The sequence below is a fragment of the Microbacterium sp. SA156 genome, assembly GCF_049065455.1.
Lineage (GTDB): Bacteria > Actinomycetota > Actinomycetes > Actinomycetales > Microbacteriaceae > Microbacterium > Microbacterium barkeri.
In genome coordinates this window covers 212682-230538 of the sequence record NZ_JBAKGU010000005.1, presented here as the reverse complement: position 1 = coordinate 230538, position 17857 = coordinate 212682, and the positions used below count along the sequence as shown (strand labels likewise).

Here is a 17857-nt window from a genome sequence, read left to right as displayed (position 1 = left end):
GCGTCGTCATCGGCGCCGGGGGTCGCGCGCGGGGCGCAGGGGTCGCCCGTCGCGGGCGGAGGGGGCGGCCGGCGCCTCACGCTCGATCGGTCGATGAGGCGCCGGCGCGTCGGTGCGCTACTCGCGACGCCGTGCGAGCACGGCGCGCTGCAGCAGGACGAACACGAGGAGGATGCCTCCCGTGATGATGGTCGTGGCCTCCGGCGGGATGCCGCCGTCGCGCGTGATGAGCACGTTCATGAGACCGAGCACGAGGGCGCCGACGACCGAGCCGAGCACGAAGCCCGCGCCGCCCGTGAGCAGCGTGCCGCCGATGACGGCCGCCGCGATCGCGTCGAGCTCCCACCCGATGCCGGTGATGTTCTGGGCGCTGCCGAGACGAGCGGTGTAGACGACGGCGGCGAGCCCCGACAGGGTGCCGCTGATGACGTAGACCCACATCTTGGTCGCGGCCACGGGCAGGCCCATGAGCGCCGCGGACTGCTCCGAGCCGCCGATCGCGTACACCGTGCGCCCGGTGCGGGTGCGGTGCAGCACGAAGAACGCGATCGCGACGACGACCACGGCGATGAGCACACCGGGGGTGATCACGATGTCGTTGACCTTGGGCCCGTCGACGACCTTGATCTGCGTGCCCAGCGTGCGCAGCGCTGAGTCGTCGGCGAGGCGCTCGGGCACCGTGCTGAGCATCGACGCGAGACCGCGGCCGAGGAACATCATCGCGAGGGTCGCGATGAACGGCTGCACGTGGAAGTACTGGATGAGCACGCCCGAGATCGCGCCGAACACGGTGCCGATGAGGATCATGAGCACGGTCGCGACCCAGGGGTCCCAGCCCGCGTTGATGAGCAGCACCCCCGCGACGCTGCTGAACGCGATCACGGCGCCGACCGAGAGGTCGATCCCGCCCGTGAGGATCACGAACGTGAGGCCCACGGCGAGGATGATGAGGTGCGCGTTGTTGATGAGCAGGTTCGACAGCGTGTTGAACTGCACGATCTGGCCGTACGCGGCCTCGCCGTAGATGATCATCCCGACGAAGATCACGACGGCCGCGGCGGTCGGGAGCGTGTCGAGGTGGAGGGACAGCCGCTGGAGGATCGGGCTCAGGCGGCCGGGCTCCTGCGCGGGTGCGGGAGCCGGGGGCGTGGTGAGAGCGCTCATGCCGCGACGACCTCTCGCTGGGCCGGGCGGGCTGTGCGCGCCCGGCGCTGACGGAACACGCGCCGCACCCGCTCCGACTGGAGAAGGCAGAGCGCGACGATGACGATGGCCTTGAAGGCCGGGGTCGCCGACGACGAGATGCCGAGGAAGACGACCGTCTTGTCGAGCGTCGCGATGAGGATGGCCCCCACGACGGCGCCCGTGACGTTGAACTTGCCGCCCGCGAGCGACGTGCCGCCGATGACCACCGCGAGGATCGCGTCGAGCTCGAGCTGGTAGCCCGTGCGCGACACGTCGACGGTCATCACGCTCGCCGTCGCGAAGACGCCCGCGATGCCCGCGAGCACCCCGCCGACGATGTACACCGTGAACAGCAGCGCGCGGCGGTTGACGCCGGCCAGGCGCGCGGCCTTGGCGTCCATGCCGATCGCCTCGAGCATGAGGCCCAGGGCGCTTCGGCGGACGAGGAGGCCGACGGCGATCACGATGAGCAGCGCGAGCAGGAACACGACGGGCAGGCCGAGCACGTACCCGTTCGCGATCCACCGGAACGCCTCGTTCGAGGCGGTCGTGTTCTGGCCTCCCGTGATGACCTTCGCGAGACCGCGCCCCGCGAGCATGATGACGAGCGTGCTGATGAAGGGCTGCAGGCCCACGACCGACACGAGCACGCCGTTCACGGCGCCGAGCGCTGCGCTCACGACGACCACGAGGCCGAGCGCGGCGAACGCCGAGCCGAGCGTGTCGGGTGCCGCGCTGAGGAACTCCATCGACACGGCGCCGGCGACGACCATCACGGATCCCACCGAGAGGTCGATGCCGCCTGTCGCGACGACGAGGCACATGCCGACCGCGATCATCATGATCGGCGCGGCGGCCCGCAGGATGTCGATGACGTTGCCGACGAGGTGGCCCGACGAGCCGACCGTGACGGCGAGATAGCCGGGGTCCTTCGCCAGGTTGACGGCGAGCAGGAGCACGATGGCGACGACGCCCCACACGTACCGGCTCTTGAGCAGTCCCCTCAGGACCTCTCGGGAGCGGGATGCGCTCTCGCTCATGATGCGACCTCCTCGCGGATGGCGCCATCCGCGTCTGCACCGTCGAGGCCGTCCTCGGCGATGATCGTGACGATGGAATCGGCGGAGACGCCGGGGCCGCCGTCGATCTCGGCGATCTTGCGGTGGTCCTTGAGGACGACGATGCGGTCGCTCTGCCGGACGACCTCCTCGAGCTCCGACGAGATGAAGACGACCGACAGCCCCTCGTCGGCGAGAGCGGCGACGTACTCCTGGATCTCGGCCTTGGCGCCGACGTCGATGCCGCGCGTCGGCTCGTCGAGGATGAGGATCTCGGGCTCGGTCGCGAGCCACCGGCCCAGCAGGACCTTCTGCTGGTTGCCGCCCGAGAGCAGGCGGATCGGCCGCTCGGGATCGGTCGGGCGGACGCCGAGGGCCGAGATGTACTTCCTCACGAGCTCATCCTGCTCGCGGCGCGGCAGCGGGCGCGCCCAGCCGCGCTTGGCCTGGACGGCGAGGATGAGGTTCTCCCGGACGCTGAGGTCGCGGATGATGCCCTCGTCGCGGCGGTTCTCGCTCGAGAACGCGATGCGCTCGGCGAGCGCCTTCGCCGGCGTCGAGATGTCGGCCTTCTTCCCCCGGAGCGCGACCTCGCCCGTGTCGGGGCGGTCGGCGCCGAAGACGAGGCGCGCGAGCTCCGTGCGTCCCGATCCGAGGAGGCCGGCGAACCCGACGACCTCTCCGCGGTGCAGGTCGAGGTCGACCTCCTCGATCGCGCCCTTGCGGCTGATCCCCTTGGCCGAGTACAGCGCGTCGCCGCGCACACGCCGTGCGGGCTTGGCGTCGAGCGACGCCAGCGTCTGGGCGTCCTTGCCGATCATGGTGGAGATGAGGGTCGCGCGGTCGATCTCGCGCGTGCGGAACTCGCCCTCGAACCGGCCGTTGCGCAGCACCGTGAGGCGGTCGCTGATCGCGTAGACCTGGTCGAGGAAGTGCGAGACGAACAGGATGGCGACGCCCTGGTCGCGCAGGCGGCGGATGACCGCGAAGAGCTGCTCGACCTCGTTCGCGTCGAGGCTCGAGGTCGGCTCGTCGAGGATGAGCACCTTGCACTGCGCGACCATCGACCGGCTGATCGCGACGAGCTGCTGGATGGCCAGGGGCAGGGTCGCGAGCGACTGCTTGGGGTCGAGGTGGCCGAGCCCGAGCTTCTCGAGCGTCTCCCCGGCACGGCGGTGCGTCGCGCGCCAGTTGATCCCGAGCGGGCCCTTCACCTCGTGGCCGAGCATGACGTTCTCGCCGATCGTGAGGTTCGCGCAGAGGTTGACCTCCTGGTACACGGTCGAGATGCCCGCGCTCTGCGCGTCGGCCGTGCCGGTCAGCCGCCGCGGCTCGCCCGCGATGCGGATCTCGCCCTCGTCGATCCGGTAGACGCCCGTGAGCGCCTTGATGAGGGTCGACTTCCCGGCCCCGTTCTCGCCCATGAGCGTGTGCACCTCGCCGGGGAAGAGCCGGAAGCTCACCTCGTCGAGGGCCTTCACGCCGGGGAACGATATCGAGATGCCCTCCATCTCGACGATCGGACGCGATTGCGTCATCGCATGCTCCACATCTGTCGCCGCGAGCGTGCCGCGGGTGGTCTGAGCGTGCGGGGCCCGCGAGGGCCCCGCACGTCGGGCGCGTGCCCGATCAGTACTTGCGGTCGGGCAGCGCGGTCTCGGCGGCCTCGGGCGAGTCGAACGTCTCGCTCGGGACGACGATGCTCGGCTCGACGTCCTCGCCCGCGAGCACCTTCTCGACGACGTCGAGGGCGGTCTCGCCGAACAGCGGGTTGTACTCGGCGACGAAGCTGAGGTCGCCGGCCGCGAGGGCCTCGAGGGCGCCCTGCGTGCCGTCGATCGTGGCGATCTTGACGTCCTCACCCGGCGTGAGGCCCGCCTCCTCGACGGCCTGGACGGCGCCGAGGCCCATCTCGTCGTTCTGCGCGAAGATGAACTGCACGTCGTTGTCGTTGGACTTCAGGACGGTCTCGACGACGCCCTTGGCCTCCTCGGTCGACCAGTTCGCCGTCTGCGCGCCGATCTTCGTGAAGCTCGACTCGGCGCCGACGACGGCGTCGAAGCCCTCGTTGCGCTCGTTCACGACGGAGACGCCTGCCGGGCCCTCGAGCACGAAGTAGTTCGCGCCGTCGGGGAAGGCCGACACCGCCCACTCGGCGACCGCCGTGGAGACCTCGATGTTGTCGGGCGCGATGCGCGTGACGTAGAGGCTCGTGTCGTCGGGCTCGATGCCGCGGTCGAGCAGCACGACGGGGATCTCCGCCTCCTGGGCCCGCTTGAGCGAGTCCTCCCAGCCGGTGGCCTCGGTGGCCGACAGCAGGATCACGTCGACGCCCTCGTCGACGAACGACGTGAACGCGTCGATCTGCGACTTCTGGTCGAGGTTCGTGGCGGGCGCGTACTTGAGCTCGTAGCCCGCCTCCTCCGTGAACGTGTCCTGGATGTTCTGCTCGTTCGCCTCGCGCCAGGCGCCCTCGGGCCCGACCGCGACGAAGCCGATCGTGGTGACGTCGTCATCGCCGGCTGCCCCGCCCGAGCAGGCAGCGAGACCGAGCGACAGGGCGCCGACGGTCGCGAGACCGAGCACCTGGAAGACGCGCTTGTGTGCAGACATGGTTCTCCTCCTCGAGACACCGGGCGCAGGGCCGCCCGGCGATCCGGATCCGTCGTGGATCCGCTGCCGATTGCAGTGACGCGTGGTGCGCCGTGCTCGAGATGTTACCGGGAACAATTTGTTCCGTGCAAGGGCGAGATCGGATCGTGACGGGATCAGTCCCCGAGATCGCCGTCGAGGTCGGCGGCGATCATCTCGACGATCGTGTCGACGGTCACGCCGGGGCCATTGCTGAGCTCGCCGATCTTCTCGCGGTCCTTGAGCACGACGATGCGATCGCTCAGGCGCACGACCTCCTCGAGCTGCGACGAGATGAAGACGACCGCGACGCCCTCTCCCGCGAGCTGAGCGACTTTGCGCTGGATGTCGAGCTTCGCGCCGATGTCGATGCCGCGCGTGGGCTCGTCGAGGATGAGCACGTGCGGGCGCGTCGCGAGGAGGCGCGCGAGCATGATCTTCTGCTGCGTGCCGCCCGAGAGCTCCTCGACGGGCCGGTCGATGTCGGACGGCGACAGGCGCAGAGCCTCGAGGTACGTCTCGATGAGCGCGTCCTGCTCGCCGCGCGACAGCGGCCGCGACCATCCGCGCAGCGCCTGCAGAGCGAGCACGATGTTCTCGCGCGCGGTGAGCCCGCCGATGATCCCCTCGTCGCGGAGGTTCTCCGTGGAGAGGGCGATGCGGTGGTGGAGCGCGGCGCCCGGGCTGCTCAGCTGCACCCGCCGTCCGTCGACCCAGAGCTCTCCGCTGTCGGCGCGCTCGGCGCCCGCCATGAGGCGCGCGAGCTCGGTCCGCCCCGAGCCGCGCAGCCCGGCGAAGCCCACCACCTCGCCACGGGAGAGCTCGAGATCGGTCGGCTCGAGCGTGCCGCGTCGGCCGAGCGCTGAGGCCGACAGGGTCGGCTCCCCGGAGGCCGCGTAGTGGTGCGACAGGCGCTCCGAGCGCAGCGCCTTGAGCGCTTCGATGTCCTCGCCGATCATCTTCGAGATGAGGTCGGCCCGGTCGAGATCGTCGGCGGCGTACTCCCCCACCACGCGCCCGCCGCGCAGCACGGTCATCCGGTCGGCGATCGCGAAGACGTGCTCGAGGAAGTGCGAGACGAAGAGGATCGCGACGCCGCGGTCGCGCAGACCCCGCACGACCCGGAGGAGCGTGCGGACCTCGGCCGCGTCGAGGCTCGCGGTCGGCTCGTCGAGGATGAGGACGCGCGGCTCGAGCACGAGGGCTCGCGCGACGGCGACGAGCTGCTTGACCGCGGGCGACAGTGCCGTGAGCGGCGCGCGGGGGTCGACGTCGTCGAGGCCGAGCCGCGCGAGCACCTCCCGGGTGCGGGCGCGGTTGGCCTTCCAGTCGATGCCGAGGCGGCCTCGGATCTCGTTGCCGAGCATGACGTTCTCGGCGACCGTGAGGTGCGGACTGAGACGCGTCTCCTGGAACACGGTCGCGATGCCCTGTGCCCGGCTGCGCGCGACGCCCACGGGGACGCTCTCGTCTCCGTCGATGCGCACCTCGCCCGAGCGGATGGGCACGGTTCCGGTGAGCGCGCCGATGAGCGTGGACTTGCCGGCGCCGTTCTCGCCCATGAGCGCGTGCACCTCGCCCGGACGCAGCGTGAGGTCCACGTCGTCGAGAACGCGGACCCCCGCGAACTCGACGCAGATCCCCGTCATCTCCACGACGGGCTGACGCACGGTCATCGCCCCTCCCGCGGCGCGGCCGTGGAGGAGCGCACGAGGAGCTCGGCGGGGATGCGCGTCACGCGAGGGATCTCGCGCTTCTCGATCGCCGCGCGCAGCATGTCGACCGCGGAGACGCCGAGCGCGTGGAAGTTCTGCCGGATGGTCGTGAGCGGCGGCAGCACGTGCGCCGAGAGCGGCACGTCGTCGAAGCCGACGACGCTGAGGTCGTCGGGCACGGAGAATCCGCGGTCGGCGAGCCCGTGGATGAGCCCGACCGCCATGTCGTCGTTGCCCGCGAAGATCGCGGTGTAGTCGGGCAGCTCGCGGATGCCCCTGGCGAAGTCGTACGCGAAGTCGGCTGTCCAGTCGCCGACGACGATCGGGCGCTCCCGGATGCCCCACGCCTTGGCGCGCGCATGGAACGCGCGCTCGCGTGCGCGGGCGTCGAGCCAGTCGAGCGGCCCGGCGAGGTGCAGGATGTCGCGGTGCCCGAGAGAGACGAGATGGTCGACCGCGAGGGTCGTGCCCTCCTGCTGGTCGACCGAGACGGTGAGGAACGTCGGGTCCTTGTCGGGCTTGACGACGAGCACCGGGACGCCGATCGAGATCTTGCGGAGGGCGGCGATCGACGACGAGCGCGGGGCGACGACGCACAGGGCGTCGATCCCCTGGGTCGTGAGGTTGTCGACGGCCTCCTGCGGCGTGATCTCGTCGCCGCCGCGCAGGGCGATCGCGCTCACGGAGTATCCGGCGAGCCGCGCAGCCGACTCGACCGCGCGGAGCGTGCTCGTCGGGCCGAACTCGACCGCGCTCTCCACGAGCACGCCGATCCGCTGGCTGCGCTGCGTCGCGAGGGCGCGCGCCGCCATGTTGGGGCGGTAGTCGAGCTCCTCGATGACCTCGAGCACGCGGCGGCGCGTGGCCTCCTTGATGTACGGGTAGTCGTTGAGGACGCGAGAGACCGTCATGTGCGAGACGCCGGCGAGCTGGGCGACCTGCCGGATGTTCGGCTTGTCCGCGCTCGTGTTCGCCACCGGAGTCCTCCATCGGTCTCGCCGTCGCCGGGAGCGGGACGGGGGCCGCGCGCGACGGCGCGCGGCCCCCTCAGCCTAGCGATCGCGGCGGCCTGTGAGCGGGAACATCAGCGCGCTGCCTTGAGCCCCTGGAGGGCATCATCAAGGCCATCGGCCGCGGCGTCCACGTCCGCCTGTTCCGCCGACGCATCGGCGAGCACCGTCTCCGCCCCGACGCGGGCGGCGCGCAGGCGATCCCATGATTCGGACGTCCAGCCCTCCTCGACGAGCTCGGCCGCCTCGTCGAGGAGGAGGCGGAGCGCGCTGCGGTCGACCGTGCTCGCGACGAGCTCGACCTCGGCGAGGTTGGTGTTGCCCGACGCCGCGAGCACGCGCACGGCGCCCGTCTCGATCGGAGCCTCGAGATCCAGGCGATTCCACCCGTCGACCGCGTTCGCGACGGTCGCGAACGTCGTCCACGTACGACCGCCGTCCGTCGAGCCCTGGAACTGGATGCCGTTGGCTCGCGCGACGTGACCCGCGCGCGGCGCGAAGCGCACGGCGGCGACCGGGAGCGCCGAGCCGTCGTCGGGGATCGCCGTCACCCAGCCCGACGAGGTGGTCGTGTCGGTGTACGTCGCGAGGTCGCCGTCGAACATCGCCCAGCCGTTGCCCGCGGCATCACGCGTGCCATCCCACGACGGTGTGCTCGCCGTGACCCAGTCCTGTGCGATCGCGCTCGTCTCGACAGACGGCGCCTCGAGCAGCTCCCATGCGGCCCGAAGGCGCGCGGCGAGCGCTGCGTCGTCGGCGTCCGGCTCGGACGCCGCTGCCACGACGTCCTCGAGCTCCCGCGTGAACAGCAGGGCGGATGCGCGCGAGAACTGCGAGAGGTCGGCCTCCCGCGCCTCGTCGAGCAGGTCCTCGAGCGTCGCCTCCGAGCGGACGCCGTCGATGCGCACGTCGGCGAGCGACCAGATCCCTGGGTAGGCCGGGTCGGTCGGGATGCCGGGCTCGTCGATCTGCAGCCGGAGGTACCGGAACCGTTCGTCGCGGACCTCCTCACGCACGTCGACGTACTCGACCGCGGTGTCGTCGCCCGCGTTCGGATGCTCCGTCAGCAGCGTCCACGTCTCGTTGTCGTTCGAGCCGTAGGCGTTGGTGCCCTCCGCACGATTCGGGAAGGTGTCGCGGGCGAGGAACCCGATCCGGTCGGCCTGGATGCGGTATCCGACGCCGAAGTCGAGCTCGACCGACACGTCTCGGCGGTCGCCCCAGGTCGTCTGGTTCGACCCGTCGACCAGGTTGCGCAGGGTCGCGATGGGCAGCTCGGGCGAGGTGGCGGTGAGCGAGTAGTCGTGCGTCCCGTCGGCGAGCATCGGATTCAGCAGGTCGAGATCGGCTACCGCGAGTCGCAGGTCCTCGAGGAGCGCCGCGAAGCCCGCGCTGTCGGCCTCGATCCCTTCGCGCGCCGCGGCCTCGGCCTCGGCGACGGCGGCCCAGCTCTCGCTCGTGTATGCCGCGACGTCCTGGAGTCCGTCGAGAGCCGCCGCGATCGCTCCGGGGCGGTCCGCTGCGACGGTCACGCGCACCGGCAGCGTCGCGGTCGAGGTGCCGTCCTGCGCGACAACGATGAGGCTCTCCTCGCCGGCGGCGCGCGGTGTCCAGGTGAGTGCGCCGTCCTGCCCGATCGTTGCTCCGCGGGGCGCCCCCTGGAGTGAGAGCGTGCGCTCGGAGTCGGCGTCCTCGACCGCGAGCGCCCGCTGAATGGGCTCGCCCGCCACCGCGAGGAAGGCCAGCTCGGGCGCGTCCGCGAACACAGGGGGCGAGAGCTCGCCCTTCGCGTCGCCGAGCACACCGGACACGTCCACGCGGGCGGCGCCCTCAGCCGCGCGCAGGTACACGATGTGGTGGCCGACGGTGCCAGGGGGCACGGCGCCGAGATCGAGTCCGACGTGCGTCCACTCCCCCTTCGTGTCGGGGAGGGAGACCTCGAACGGTGTGGCGCCGTCGGCGGTCCCCGACACCTGCAGGGTCGCCTGCCCGTTCGTGCGCACGCGGATGCCCATGCTCGCGCCCCAGACCATCCGTCGGACCGCGACCGTCGCGTCGCCGCGCTTCGCGTTGAGTCGCGCGAAGCTCTCCCCCGCGTCGTCCGTGACGATCTTCGCTCCCGCGCCGAGCGGGAGCCCGTACTTCGCGGTCGGCACCCACGCCGTGTCAGCGGGCTGCGGGATCTGCACGTCCTGCTCTGCGAGCTCCTCGGGGAACGCGAGCCAGTACTCCGCGTCGGTGAAGTCCGAGCCGCGCGGGTTCCAGAAGTTCTCCACGTGCGCGCCGTAGCGGTACAGGGGGCCGTCGCTCTGGCGATGCAGGAGCGCGACGTAGGGGGCCTCCTCTTCGACATCGACGCCCTCGACGTAGGTGTACTGGTAGTACAGGTCGTTCATGAGGTCGCGGAGCCGTCCGCGGTACGCCTGGGAGAGCGTGCTCGCTCCGCCCGACGTGTCGATGAACGGCGGCTCGTCGCCCATCATGAAGCGCGCGAACGCGTCGGCGCCCTCGAGCAGCCGGTTGTCGAGGAAGCCGTACGGCGTGACCGCGTCATCCTCGTCGGAGACAGTGCCTTCGACAGGGTCGAGTCGCGTGCCCTGGTTGTGGATCATCCGCGCTGCGGCGCTCAGCGTCGTGATGTCTCCCTCCGCGTGCGCCTGATCCCGGGCCATCTCGAGCAGCTCGACGAAGTCCTCGCCATAGGGGTTGCGCGGGTCGTCGGCGTCGATGAGGCGGATGAGAGATGCGAGGCCGCCGTTGACGTCACCGCCGTTGATCGTGTGCTCGCTCTCGTAGGTCGAGTTGACCGAGAACCACTCGACACGCTGCGCGTACAGCTCGGGGTCGTCGAGGAAGATCGCGGCCGCGATCATGCCGACGACGCCGTAGGTGTGCTGGTTCCAGAGACGGTTCTGGGAGAAGAGGAAGGTCTCGAGCGTCGGGCGGACGAGGTTCTCCTCCGCCCTCTGCTGATCGCGCTCGGTCCATCGGAGGTCGTACCCCTCGAGGCTGTCGTTCACGGGCTCGGTCGATCGGATGATCTCGGCCGCGGTCACGAAGTAGTAGAGCGGCACGCCCGTGTGGATGTGCGCGTCGGCAAAGTAGGCGTAGCCTTCGGGATCGAGGCTGCTCCAGGTGCGCAGCACGTGCAGGGCGTTGGCCCGGTAGACCTCGTCGCCCGTCGTGGCGTACATGATCGCCTGCGTCAGCGCGCCGATGCTGTCGTCGAGGGCGCGAGACCGCATCCGCGTCTCGTTGTACGAGGCATCCTTCGGCTGCTCATCCGTCGCGCCCTGGTTCTGCCCGACGTAGGTCTTCGACGCATACTTCGTCTGCGCCATCGCGGCATGGTGGCTCGCCCACGGCTCGACACCCGCAGCGACCTGTTCCTGAACGGTCTCGAGCTGGTCGGCGGTGACGCCGGTACCGGGGTGGAGGAAACCCTCCGCGCTCGTGGTCTCGGTGATCTCGGGCAGGGCGGGCAGCGCCGTCTCCTGCGCGACGGCGGGTGGCCCGACAAGCGCCGAGAGCCCGACTGTCGCGGCGACGAAGGCCCCGAGAGCCCTCGTCCTTCCTGGTGCGTGCGATCGCTTCATCGCGATGTCCTTTCGTCTGCGTCATTGCGGATCGCGGGCCTCGCCCGCGGACGGCCCCGTCGCCGCCGTGTCAGTGCTCTCGCATCCCCTTTCGGATATCGTTTGCCGAGTTATCTGCGATCCGGCCGGTCTCCTCCGTCTGTCAGGCGATCGGGTGGGTGAATGCCTCGCCGTGTGCGAAGCGGAGCGCCTCGGCGGTCGCGACGGCGCCGAGCGTGCGCAATTCCGTTCCCATCGAGCCGGCGAGGTGCGGCGTGAGGAAGACATTCGGGAGAGAGAAGAGCGGGTGGCCCGGCGGCAGGGGATCGGGCTCGGTCACGTCGAGGACGGCGCGCAGCCGCCCGGCGGCGAGCTCGGCGACGAGCGCGTCCTGATCGACGATCGCGCCCCGCGCGGTGTTGAGGACCGTGGCGCCGTCGGGGAGCGCGGCGAGCACGGCCGCGGACACCATGCCGATCGTCCGCGGGATCTGCGGTGCGTGGATCGAGAGGATGCGGCTGCCTGCTGCGAGCGCGATGAGGTCGTCGATGAGTTCGACGTCGAGCACGGCGGCGCGCTGGACCGAGAGGGTGGGGTCGTAGACGGCGACCGCGATATCGCGATCCCGCAGACCGCGGATGACGAGCTCCCCGACCGCGGACGCGCCGACGATCCCGACCCGGGCGCCACCGAGGCCCGTGTGCCCGTACTCCGCCTCCCGGTCGAGGAAGCGCTGCTCCGACGCGTACCGGCGCGCCGCCCAGAAGACATCCTTCGCTGCAAGGGTGATCATCGCGAGCGTGAACTCGGCGACAGGAACGGCATTCGCGGCCTTCGCGGACGCGAGGGCGATGCCGCGTCGCGCTGCCTCGTCGGCGGTCGCGAAGCCGCCGCCCCAGTGCACGATGGCGCGCAGGCGCGGCATGGCATCGAAGTCGGCGGCGGAGGGCGCCTCGGCACCCCAGCCCATGAGCAGCAGCTCGATCTCTGTCGGGTCGTCGAGCGCGGAGACCGCAGTCGCGGCCGACGAGAAGTCGACGGCGAGCTCGTCCTCGAGCGCGCGGCGCTCCTCCTCGCCGAACACGAAGCCGACGAGGTGCGCCTCCATCAGCAATGCGGCCCTGATCATCCGCGCTCCTCCCCTGCGCGCCACGCGTCCCGCCACTCGAGCGTCGCTGTCTCACCCACGATGCGCAGCGGGAGGATGACTGTCGGCGAGTGGAACAGGTCGTCGGGCCGCCAGCGGTCGCCGACGTAGATGAACCCGTCGCCCATGGGGACGACGACGCTCACCTGGGAGTCGAAGGTCCGGCTGCCATCGGGCGCGAACCCCGACCACGCCGACCACGGGCCTTCGAGGGCAGGAGCCGTGGCGTGCATGTTGTCGTTGAGACTCCACCCGGTGAGATCGGATCCGAACAGGTGGTAGCGCCCCTCGTGCTTCACGAGCGTCGGCGATTCGTACCCGATCTCCGGTCGGCGCTCCTGGCGCAGCGTCGCGACGGTCGCCTCCGCCCCCAGGTAGTCGTCACGCAGACGGTGGATGTGCAAACCGTTCTCACGGTCCTCCGAGAGGAGGTAGCCGACGCCGTCCTCCTGGTAGACGCCGATGTCGCGGCTGATCGTGCCGAGCGGACGCTCGCTTCCGAGATAGCGGTACGGCCCCTGCGGCCGCTCGGCGATCGCGTAGCCGACACGCGCAGCGGAGTAGTCGACGGTGTCGATGTGCAGGAGCAGCACCCACATGCCGTCAGGGCGACGCAGTGCCTTGGGCCGCTCGACGATGCGGTCTGGCCCGATATCGCCGTCCCCCGCTTCAAGCGCGTTCCCCTCGAATCGCCAGTTCGCGAAGTCGTCGGTCGAGTAGCACGCGACCGCCGTGAACGTCGAGCCCGCCGTCTTGTCCTCACCCCAGGCGAACCAGCGGTCGCCCACGCGCTGCACGCCGATGCCGTGCAGCTGGGCGACGCGCCCGCGGTCGTCGATGACGACGTGCCCCGGTCGGATCGTCCCTCTCATGCGCGCTCCTCCACCGTCAGCACGCGGGCGGTCGGCCCGGACATCGTCCGCAGCCGCACGCCGCCGTCGACGCGCGAGACTGCCCATCCGCTCGCGGGGAAGGTCTGCCGGACCTCGCCCGTGATCCCGGGAAGCACGATGTCGACGGCCGTGTCCGCACGGTCCCATACGAACAGGAGCGTGCGGCCCGAGGCGCGCAGCCCGAGGCAGACGACGTCGGAGTCCCACGCCGGGAGTCCGAGCGGCCAGAACGGCACGGCGTCGGCGAGCGACTCGCGGTGCTGCTTGTGCAGCGCGACCGCGGTGCGCACGGCCGACCGCTGCTCCTCGCTCAGGCGGTCGAGGAAGCCGGACAGGTAGAAGCGCCCGCTGAGGCCGGTCACGAGGGTGAACGCGGTCTCCTCGACGCTCATCTCGGCGGCCGGATACGCCCAGTTGCCGCACTGCTCGGGGAGGATGGACGCCGGCGCGGACGCTGCCACGGGCGGGTACAGGCGGAAATCCTGCTGGTCGCTCGTCGACTGCAGGTGCGTCACGGCCAGCAACCCGTAGTCCGCGCGCATGGCGCCCGAGCTGCAGTTCTCGATGTCGAGCGCAGGATGGCGTTCCTGCACGGCCACGAGCCAGTCGCGGAAAGCCCGCGTGTGACCGAGGAGTCCGTCGCCCGGAGCAGCCGCGCGCCACTCCGTCCCGGCACCCGGGTTGATGTTGTAGTCCAGCTTGAGATAGCTCACGCCGTGGTCGCGCACCAGCTGATCGACGACCGCATCGAGGTGCGCCCGAGCCGCAGGGTGCCGGAAGTCGAGGTGATACCGGTCGTGCTCGCGCACGCGCGCACCGAACCGCTGGAAGAACGCGTCATCGGGAAGTGCCTCGGCCGCACGGCTTCGGATGCCGACTACCTCGGGCTCGAGCCAGAGGCCGACACGCATGCCCGCCTTGCGGATCGCCTGCGTGATCCGGCGCAGCCCGCCGTCGGGGAAGCGCGCTGACGACTCCCGCCATTCCCCGACCGTGGCCCACCAGTCGCCGATGTCGGGATCGGCGAACCAGCCGGCGTCGATGCAGAACACCTCGCATCCGGCGTCGGCCGCCTCGCGGATGAGCGGCAGGAGCACCTCGGTCGTGGGCTGCCCCATGACCGTGTTCATGAAGTCGTTGTAGACGACAGGCAGGGCCTGCCCGGTGTGCCGGCGGCGCAGCCACCGGCGATAGCCGGTCAGGCCTCCGATCGCGCCCTCCGCACCCTCCCGAGAGACGGAGACGGCCACCGGCACGGCGTCGAACGACTCCCCGGGAAGAAGCAGATGCGCGAAGTGGTTCTCGAGGTCGGCGGGCCCCGTGAGCGTGAGCACGCCGCCCGCCGCCGTCTGGCAGAGGTCGACGTTCCAGCCAGCGCTCGACTCGATCTGCCACGCGAGAGCATGCTCGCCATCGAGAAGTGCACCGACCGGCACGCGCTCCCCGCTCGACCATGCGCCATGGCTTGACAGAGCGGCGTGCCCGCGCCCGTCCTGCCCGTGCAGCGGCAGCGCGATCGCGGGCAGCAGCTCGCCGAGCGGCGTCGTCTGCCATCGGTTCTCCGCGAGCCACTCGCTGCGTGCCGCGAGCAGGACCATCCGCTCGAGGTCAGCTGCGTCGCGTCCGAAGCCGATGGTAGCCGAGCCGACCGCGGTGAGCACGACCGGTTCGGCTGAGGTGTTGCGGACCCCCGTCTCGACCCGAAGGGCGTCGACGCCCTTCGGCGCCGTGAGCGTCGTCCGGGTCTCGAGGCCCGTCGTCTCGTCGCGCTGGATGATGATCACGCGCTCCGCGCCATCCGACTCCTCGCGCGCCGCGTCCTGAACCCGCAGGCGCGCCCCGACGGCCGAGCGATAGTAGGCCTGGCTCGTGCGCTCGCGCTGCTCGCGCGCCGTGAAGACCTCGACGAGCGCCGTGCCGGGGCGGCCTGCGAGCGGCGACATCTCCGAGTGCACGCTCAGGGGCCGGTCGTCTGACCAGGTCAGCGTGAATGCGCCGAGTTCGACGCTCGCAGGTCCGGCTGACTCGGCGGTGTCGAGGATGTCCAGGGCGGTGTCCGTCACGACGTCTCCGTTTCGAGGCGCTCGCGGCCGAAGCCGAGCGCGCGGTTGCAGATATGGATGCTGATGGCGACCAGCGGCGGGGCGAACACCGCGACGCTCGGGCCGACGAGGGGGATGCCGCTCGCTGCGGCGCCGAGCGCGGCGAGCAGGAGCCAGCACAGCACGATGTGCGGGCGCCGCAACGCCGCGGTGAGCGCAGCCGACACGAGGGCGACCCCGCGCAGGTCGGTCTGCGCAGCCGCGACGGACACAGCCAGGAGCGCGGCGATCGCGAGCAGCGTGGCGCCGATCGCGGCGAGGAGGAGCGCGTCATCGTGCCCGACGAGCGCGATGTCGTATGACAGCACGACCGCCGCGATACCTGCCGCGAGCGCCGCGCCGCTGAGCCGACGGGCACCCGAGCGGAGCGCCGCCCAGAAAGCGCGACCCGCGCCGGCTCCGCCACCGAGGTCGAGGAGCCGCTCCGTCGCGACGAGCAGTGCGTGGACGCCGGGAACGAGCGGCACGACGGCGAGCCCGAACAGCGCGATCGCGAGGTGCGTCGCCTGCCAGCCGACGAGGGCGTGGAACACGAGCAGCGGCGCTGCGGTCGCGAGGAACGAGACCCCGATGAGGAAGCACCGCCAGATCGCCAGAAGCCATCCTGCGATGCGCCCGTCGTGCGCGAGCAGCTGCCCGGTGCGAGTCAGCAGGGCGCTCATCCCTTCACCGCCCCGATCGACATGCCCTTGATGAAGTAGCGCTGGAATGCCGCGAAGATCGCGACCGACGGGATGATCGCGAGGATCGCACCCGTGTAGATGAGCTGCCACTGCGAGGTCAGCAGGCCGACCATCCGGTTGATGGCGACGTTGATCGTCCCCGCCGACGAGGAGTCGAGGAACACGAGAGGGATGAAGAAGTCGTTCCAGAGGCCGAGAGCCTGGATGATGACGAACGCGCTCGTGACGGGCAGCAGCATCGGGAAGACGATGAGCCAGAACGTGCGCAGGCGGCCGGCGCCGTCCATGTGCGCGGCCTCCTCGACCTCGACCGGGATTCCCTTGATGAAGCTGCAGTAGAGCAGGATGCCGAAGGACGCCGCGCCGCCCAGGTGGACGAGGATGACGCTCGTCAGCGTGCTGTAGAGGCCCACGTCGTCGAACCCTTCGACGAGCGGGATCATCCGCACTTGAAACGGGATCATCAGCCCGGCGATGAACAGGACATAGATCCCGCGGCCCAGGCGCCCGCCGAGGCGCTCGATGCCGTACGCGGCCATAGGGACCATCGCGACGAGTAGCACGACGGTCGCGACCGTGATGATGAGGGTGTTGCCCACGGCCTCCGCGAAATCCGTCTGCTGGAACAGCTGGACGTAGTTGTCGAACGTGAACGACGTCGGGAGCCCCATGGGATCGCGCGTGATGTCGCTGTAGGACCGGAACGAGTTCGCGAGCGCGTAGAGCACGGGCGTCGACACGAGGAGCACGAGCGCACTCAGCACGACCATCACGACGATCTCGCTCGGCGTCCACCGCTTCCGCACCCGGGGAGCCCGCTCGCGGCGTGTGGTCAGAGCCTCCGTGGCGCTCATGCCTGGATCTCCCTCTTGCGCATGTAGGTGTTCGCGGCGACCGTGCTGACGATCACGACGATGAACAGGACGATGGCGGCCGCGCTGCCGAAGCCCGCGCGGTACTCGCCGAAGCCGACCTTGTAGATGAAGAACGCCATGGTCTCGCTCACGAAGCCCGGGCCTCCCGAGGTGAGCACCATGACCTGGTCGAAGATGGTCCATCCGGCGATGAGCGCGAGGGTCATGTTGACCGTGACCGCGCCCGCGAGCATCGGCCAGGTGACGTTCGCGAACACCTGCCGCCGGTTCGCGCCGTCGATCCGCGCGGCCTCGAGCAGCTCCTGCGGCACGGACTGCAGGTTCGCGAGGTAGATGAGGGTCGTGTTGCCGCCCAGCGTGAAGCAGGTGAGGAAGAGGATGACCCACACGACGATGCCGCTGTCTCCGAGCCAATCGCGCGCGGCATCGGGCATGCCGAAGTCGCGGAGCAGCGTGTTCACGAACCCGAAGTTGAAGTTCAGGAGGTACTTCCAGATCGTCGCCGCGATGAACGCGCTCACGAGCGCCGGCAGGTACACCGCGGTGCGGAAGAACCCCTGGCCGTGCTCGAGCTTGTCGAGCATGAGCGCCACCACGAGCGAGATCGCGTTGATGATGACAGCCGAGCCGAGCCCCAGGATCAGCGTGTTCTTGACGGCGTTCCAGAACCGGCCGCTCGCGAAGATGTCGGCATAGTTCGCGAAGCCGATGTAGGCGTAGTCATCGCTGATGCCGTCCCAGTCCGTGAAGCTCAGCTCGACCGACTGCAGCGACGGGATGATCACCATCAGCAGGTAGACCACAAGGGCCGGGGCGATGAAGCCGAGCAGCACCCAGCGCCCTCGTCGGCCCCCGCGGCGGGGCGGGCGGATCGGCGCGCGCACGGGCGGCGCCGCGAGGGGCGGAAGCCCGGGCTCTGAGACGACCTCGACGGTCGCCGTGGCCTGCGGGGAATCGCTCATGACATCTCCTCGTCGCGATGC

13 protein-coding genes are annotated in these 17857 nt (G+C 70.4%); all 13 read right to left on the bottom strand.

All coding sequences use genetic code 11. The features are described from left to right. Positions 1–117: 117 nt before the first annotated feature. The 13 genes from ACOWU6_RS06995 to ACOWU6_RS06935 all read right to left on the bottom strand — a co-directional run bounded on the left by ACOWU6_RS06995 (position 118) and on the right by ACOWU6_RS06935 (position 17836). Positions 118–1164, bottom strand: coding sequence for an ABC transporter permease subunit (locus ACOWU6_RS06995; RefSeq protein ID WP_271172879.1), 1047 nt, complete (start codon positions 1162–1164; stop codon positions 118–120). Next, a complete protein-coding gene (locus ACOWU6_RS06990) occupies positions 1161–2225 on the bottom strand; it encodes an ABC transporter permease (protein ID WP_421075218.1) in 1065 nt (354 codons plus the stop codon). The genes ACOWU6_RS06995 and ACOWU6_RS06990 overlap by 4 nt, the downstream gene beginning before the upstream one ends. Further along, on the bottom strand, positions 2222–3781 hold the full coding sequence (locus tag ACOWU6_RS06985) for a sugar ABC transporter ATP-binding protein (RefSeq protein WP_271172881.1): 1560 nt from the start codon (positions 3779–3781) through the stop codon (positions 2222–2224). The genes ACOWU6_RS06990 and ACOWU6_RS06985 overlap by 4 nt, the downstream gene beginning before the upstream one ends. Before the next feature lie 91 nt (positions 3782–3872). After that, on the bottom strand, positions 3873–4856 hold the full coding sequence (locus ACOWU6_RS06980; protein ID WP_282978719.1) for an ABC transporter substrate-binding protein: 984 nt from the start codon (positions 4854–4856) through the stop codon (positions 3873–3875). Positions 4857–5011: 155 nt separating this feature from the next. Continuing rightward, on the bottom strand, positions 5012–6550 hold the full coding sequence (locus tag ACOWU6_RS06975) for a sugar ABC transporter ATP-binding protein (RefSeq protein ID WP_421075217.1): 1539 nt from the start codon (positions 6548–6550) through the stop codon (positions 5012–5014). Beyond that, entirely contained in the window at positions 6547–7566 is a 1020-nt protein-coding gene (locus ACOWU6_RS06970) for a LacI family DNA-binding transcriptional regulator (RefSeq protein ID WP_324013814.1), read from the bottom strand. Before ACOWU6_RS06970 ends, ACOWU6_RS06975 begins: the two co-directional genes overlap by 4 nt. 107 nt (positions 7567–7673) lie before the next feature. Next, positions 7674–11195 carry a discoidin domain-containing protein gene (locus ACOWU6_RS06965; protein ID WP_421075216.1) on the bottom strand — a complete coding sequence of 1174 codons (3522 nt, stop codon included), beginning with the start codon at positions 11193–11195 and terminating at the stop codon, positions 7674–7676. Between the two features lie 142 nt (positions 11196–11337). After that, positions 11338–12303 carry an NAD(P)-dependent oxidoreductase gene (locus tag ACOWU6_RS06960; protein WP_421075215.1) on the bottom strand — a complete coding sequence of 322 codons (966 nt, stop codon included), beginning with the start codon at positions 12301–12303 and terminating at the stop codon, positions 11338–11340. After that, entirely contained in the window at positions 12300–13193 is an 894-nt protein-coding gene (locus ACOWU6_RS06955) for a family 43 glycosylhydrolase (RefSeq protein ID WP_282978724.1), read from the bottom strand. The genes ACOWU6_RS06960 and ACOWU6_RS06955 overlap by 4 nt, the downstream gene beginning before the upstream one ends. Continuing rightward, positions 13190–15277, bottom strand: coding sequence for a glycoside hydrolase family 36 protein (locus ACOWU6_RS06950; protein WP_421075214.1), 2088 nt, complete (start codon positions 15275–15277; stop codon positions 13190–13192). Before ACOWU6_RS06950 ends, ACOWU6_RS06955 begins: the two co-directional genes overlap by 4 nt. Beyond that, on the bottom strand, positions 15274–15978 hold the full coding sequence (locus tag ACOWU6_RS06945) for a hypothetical protein (protein ID WP_421075213.1): 705 nt from the start codon (positions 15976–15978) through the stop codon (positions 15274–15276). Before ACOWU6_RS06945 ends, ACOWU6_RS06950 begins: the two co-directional genes overlap by 4 nt. Next, complete coding sequence (locus ACOWU6_RS06940) at positions 15975–16853, bottom strand: carbohydrate ABC transporter permease (protein WP_421075212.1); 879 nt, start codon at positions 16851–16853, stop codon at positions 15975–15977. The genes ACOWU6_RS06945 and ACOWU6_RS06940 overlap by 4 nt, the downstream gene beginning before the upstream one ends. Then, on the bottom strand, positions 16850–17836 hold the full coding sequence (locus tag ACOWU6_RS06935) for a carbohydrate ABC transporter permease (RefSeq protein WP_421075211.1): 987 nt from the start codon (positions 17834–17836) through the stop codon (positions 16850–16852). Before ACOWU6_RS06935 ends, ACOWU6_RS06940 begins: the two co-directional genes overlap by 4 nt. Between the last annotated feature and the right edge of the window lie 21 nt (positions 17837–17857).

Bases quoted from the DNA above. Each gene is read 5' to 3' on its own strand.
- ACOWU6_RS06980 (WP_282978719.1), bottom strand. From the start codon at position 4,856: ATGTCTGCACACAAGCGCGTCTTCCAGGTGCTCGGTCTCGCGACCGTC.
- ACOWU6_RS06990 (WP_421075218.1), bottom strand. From the start codon at position 2,225: ATGAGCGAGAGCGCATCCCGCTCCCGAGAGGTCCTGAGGGGACTGCTC.
- ACOWU6_RS06935 (WP_421075211.1), bottom strand. From the start codon at position 17,836: ATGAGCGATTCCCCGCAGGCCACGGCGACCGTCGAGGTCGTCTCAGAG.
- ACOWU6_RS06985 (WP_271172881.1), bottom strand. From the start codon at position 3,781: ATGACGCAATCGCGTCCGATCGTCGAGATGGAGGGCATCTCGATATCG.
- ACOWU6_RS06960 (WP_421075215.1), bottom strand. From the start codon at position 12,303: ATGATCAGGGCCGCATTGCTGATGGAGGCGCACCTCGTCGGCTTCGTG.
- ACOWU6_RS06965 (WP_421075216.1), bottom strand. From the start codon at position 11,195: ATGAAGCGATCGCACGCACCAGGAAGGACGAGGGCTCTCGGGGCCTTC.
- ACOWU6_RS06995 (WP_271172879.1), bottom strand. From the start codon at position 1,164: ATGAGCGCTCTCACCACGCCCCCGGCTCCCGCACCCGCGCAGGAGCCC.
- ACOWU6_RS06945 (WP_421075213.1), bottom strand. From the start codon at position 15,978: ATGAGCGCCCTGCTGACTCGCACCGGGCAGCTGCTCGCGCACGACGGG.
- ACOWU6_RS06940 (WP_421075212.1), bottom strand. From the start codon at position 16,853: ATGAGCGCCACGGAGGCTCTGACCACACGCCGCGAGCGGGCTCCCCGG.
- ACOWU6_RS06955 (WP_282978724.1), bottom strand. From the start codon at position 13,193: ATGAGAGGGACGATCCGACCGGGGCACGTCGTCATCGACGACCGCGGG.
- ACOWU6_RS06975 (WP_421075217.1), bottom strand. From the start codon at position 6,550: ATGACCGTGCGTCAGCCCGTCGTGGAGATGACGGGGATCTGCGTCGAG.